Here is a 3,462-nt window from a genome sequence, read left to right as displayed (position 1 = left end):
CTTTGAACCGCTTGTCATGAGTTGGATATAATCGATAATCAAGACATCTAGACCATGTTGTCGTTTAAGACGCCTTGCACGAGCGGACAATTGTGCAATAGACACCCCACCCGTTTGATCAATATAAAGAGGGATTGTTTGTAAGGAACGCATTGCGTGAATAATTTTTGCAAATTGCTCTTCTGAGATATTACCACGGCGCATATCAGAAGAAGAAACCTTTATTTGCTCTGAGATAATACGAGTTGCAAGCTGTTCAGTTGACATCTCAAGTGAAAAGAAACCAACAATACCCCCTTCATTGGCTTGGCTGTTATCATGACGCTTGCAAGCATTGGCAATATTAAAAGCAATATTGGTCGCCAGAGAGGTTTTCCCCATCCCAGGGCGCCCCGCAAGGATAATCAAATCAGATGCTTGTAATCCCCCCATTTTCTCATCAAGTGTTTTGATATGGGTAGCGATCCCTGAGAGCCTTGAGGAACGCTTTTTCGCAGCACTTGCCATGTTAAGTGCTTTTGCAATGGCTGTATCAAAATTTTCAAACCCACCCCCGTATTTTCCCTTTTCTGCCAATTCAAACAACTGATTTTCAACAGTTTCAATTTGTTGTGATGTTGTAAGTTCTACAGAAACATCATAAGCTCTATTCACAACTTGAGTGCCAAGGTTAATTAAAGAGCGTCGGATAAACAGATCATAAATGACGCTCCCATAATCTTTAGTATTAATGATTGTTACAGCTTCTGTAGCTAAACGCACCACGTAATTATATACAGTGATGTCACCAATTTTCGCATCATTTTCAACAAAGGGCTTAATAGTAATGGGATCTGCAACTTTTCCATTTTGAATGATTTGTGAAATGATATCAAAAAGCTTTTGATGCAACGGTTCAAAAAAGTGCTCTGCTTTTAAAAAATCAGAAACGCTATCAAGAGCATTATTATTGATAATGATAGCACCCAGCAAAGCTTTCTCTGCTTCAATATTATGGGGTAGTTGACGAAAAGAAGATTGTTCTTCTGTTTGAAAAGAAGGTAATTTAACAGCGCTCATTTTATTCATTATGATTTAAATTGATTTGATAAATGATAATTATAAATCACTGAATCTACAGTGTGAATCCCATTTTTATTTTACTTAACAGCTTGCGTTTTGATACGTTTTGTGCAATAAAGAGATGTTCTTTTATATTTCGATTGGTTATTTTAATCGTTTATTTAGATCGCTAGCTGTTTTGATAATAAAAGCCGTATCAATTCATTTTGATGCGGTTTTTATGTATTAAGGCTTGCATTTTTACACGTTTTGTGTAATATATTTTAACATTTAAAATGTATAAGTTTCCAGTTGCAAACAAAAGCCGTGTCTTAAAGGACGCGGCTTTTTTTTATTCTATCTTTTAGACGCCACAGCCGCTTTAATCAATTCCTCTACAGTCTTTATCTATCTACAAAAGGATATTAAACCTGTAGAAATCTCTTTTCTTCCTGTAACCCATGCCCCCAAAATAAGTTGCGTATCTCCAAAAACACGCGCCCTGCCACCAATAATTGCCTTTCCATAAGCACGTACATTACCGTAAACCTTCGCAAACCCATTAACACACGCCTCATCACAAATTATTGCATTTTCAAAAACCTTCGCATGCCCCCAAACCATAGCAGCATTATAAACCTTGGCATCATCACCAACCCAGCAATTGCCATCATGTGATAAGTTGTATTCACTTTCAATAAAGCCCCCTAAATCTCCTTTTTTAACACTTCCAAAACTTCTTAAAGCTTTAATGCGATAAAGTGTTCTAACTCTACCATAGAGATGGTCTTTAACTTCTGTAGTTTCATTAGTAAGTTCATATTTTTTGGATACAGTTTTAGTGGTCATAGGTAGCTCCCTAATCTAATATTCAAACAAATTTTTAAATGAAATGGTTATAAGGAGGCGCCCCCGCACCGCCCTATTGTTTAATTAAGCAGCTTCTTTTTCACATTCTAATTCACATTCTAAATCGTCATCATTTTCCGATTCAAGATCAGCATCATAATAGTCTTCAAAATCATCATAATACTCATGACGATAATAATCATCTTCACTACCAAATTCGGGATATGCTTCATTCCAAATATGATCATCTGCTGTTAAAGAAGCGGCGCTATGAACATAAGAATCTCCTGAGATAAGAGCACCACATACAACGGCATCATCGAAAACACGCGCGTCATCACAAATATAAGCAGCACCGCTTATTTTTGCATTGCCTCCGACATGAGCATCATCACAAATGACAGCATTATCGGAAATATGAGCATGATCAGTGACACGGGCGTTATCATAAATTTGTGCATTGCCTTCAATTACAACAGCACCTTTAATATGAGCATTCCCATAAAGACGCGCATTGCCTCCCATAAAAATAGCTTCAAAAATAGCATTCCCATAAATTTTTGCATTCCCACAAACGTCTACAAAAAAGCTTCTTACTTTTGCATTCCCAGAAACGCGGGCATTTTGAAAAACGCGGGCTTTATCATATACCCAGCACGTACCATAATGCGATAGGTTGCTTTCATTTTCTATAAAACCACCTAAATCCCCCGCCTTGACATCTCCAAAATCTTTTAAGGCGCGTATACGGTATAATGTGAGACCAGTCATATGATCTATTTCATTAGTCAATTCATATTTTTTGGATGGTTTTCTCTTTTTAACTGTAGCGTTCATGCTGACACCTATTCGTTTAAATTAGTTTTGAATTGACAACCCTATAAGGGCGCCGGGCGCTCAAAACACGGCGAATAGTCCGTCGCTATACTTTTCCCTCGCGAAGGGTATTGTATGGCATAGCTACACCCGACATAATCGTTATATGCTAGAGACAGCACAAAAGAAAGTCAGTATTTTAAGAAATGGGAAAAACCTTTTCGTGGTCTATCCGCTATTCGCTAAGTGTTTTGAGCACTTGCCGACCTTAATAAACGACCTTTTCTTTAAAGTCAATACGTATTTTTTATTTTTTTCAATTTTTTTCATTTTGATACCTACCTAATTGAATACCAAGTGCTTTCTCTAGCTCGTTGTCTATATCATCATAAGTTTTCACTGCTTTAACTGTACGTTTTTTGATTTCCCTATTCACCTCGTCTATCAACGCTTCGCAACTCAATACGCTTCTTGGCAAATCACCACCGTATATCCAAGCTTTCACTTGCGCCTTGGTACTGTAATCAACATTCTCAGGCATCTCATGATACTGACCACCGTCAAATTCTTCATATTCTCTTGTACCATCATCATATTCGTAAAGATTGTAAAAATACTCAGCTACCCCTAATCCCCATGGTGCATATCCAACCGCTGTTGCAACGAACTTTTTTTCCCCCTTCTGTTTACGTTTTTTTAAAAACATCTGGTTTAATATCCCCTATCTAAATCCATAACTTTACCAATGGGTTTATT

At 37.3% G+C, this 3,462-nt stretch carries 4 protein-coding genes; all 4 read right to left on the bottom strand.

Going from position 1 to position 3,462, the window contains the following annotated elements; translation table 11 throughout:
* On the bottom strand, positions 1–1,068 hold a 1,068-nt coding region (locus tag ACFIK1_RS09375), incomplete at its 3' end, for a DnaB-like helicase C-terminal domain-containing protein (protein ID WP_375662655.1).
* A 381-nt stretch (positions 1,069–1,449) separates the two neighbouring features.
* The gene (locus tag ACFIK1_RS09370; RefSeq protein ID WP_375612653.1) at positions 1,450–1,890 is read right to left on the bottom strand and encodes a hypothetical protein; all 441 of its coding nucleotides are present in this window, start codon (positions 1,888–1,890) and stop codon (positions 1,450–1,452) included.
* Between the two features lie 84 nt (positions 1,891–1,974).
* Positions 1,975–2,727 carry a hypothetical protein gene (locus ACFIK1_RS09365; RefSeq protein ID WP_375662654.1) on the bottom strand — a complete coding sequence of 251 codons (753 nt, stop codon included), beginning with the start codon at positions 2,725–2,727 and terminating at the stop codon, positions 1,975–1,977.
* A gap of 295 nt (positions 2,728–3,022) precedes the next feature.
* Positions 3,023–3,412, bottom strand: a complete 390-nt coding sequence (locus tag ACFIK1_RS09360) for a hypothetical protein (protein ID WP_375662653.1) — start codon at positions 3,410–3,412, stop codon at positions 3,023–3,025.
* Positions 3,413–3,462: the final 50 nt, after the last annotated feature.

The sequence above is a fragment of the Bartonella sp. OC16QHHD genome (assembly GCF_042194035.1).
In the GTDB taxonomy this organism is placed as follows: Bacteria; Pseudomonadota; Alphaproteobacteria; order Rhizobiales; family Rhizobiaceae; genus Bartonella.
This window is presented reverse-complemented; position numbering and strand designations above follow the sequence as displayed.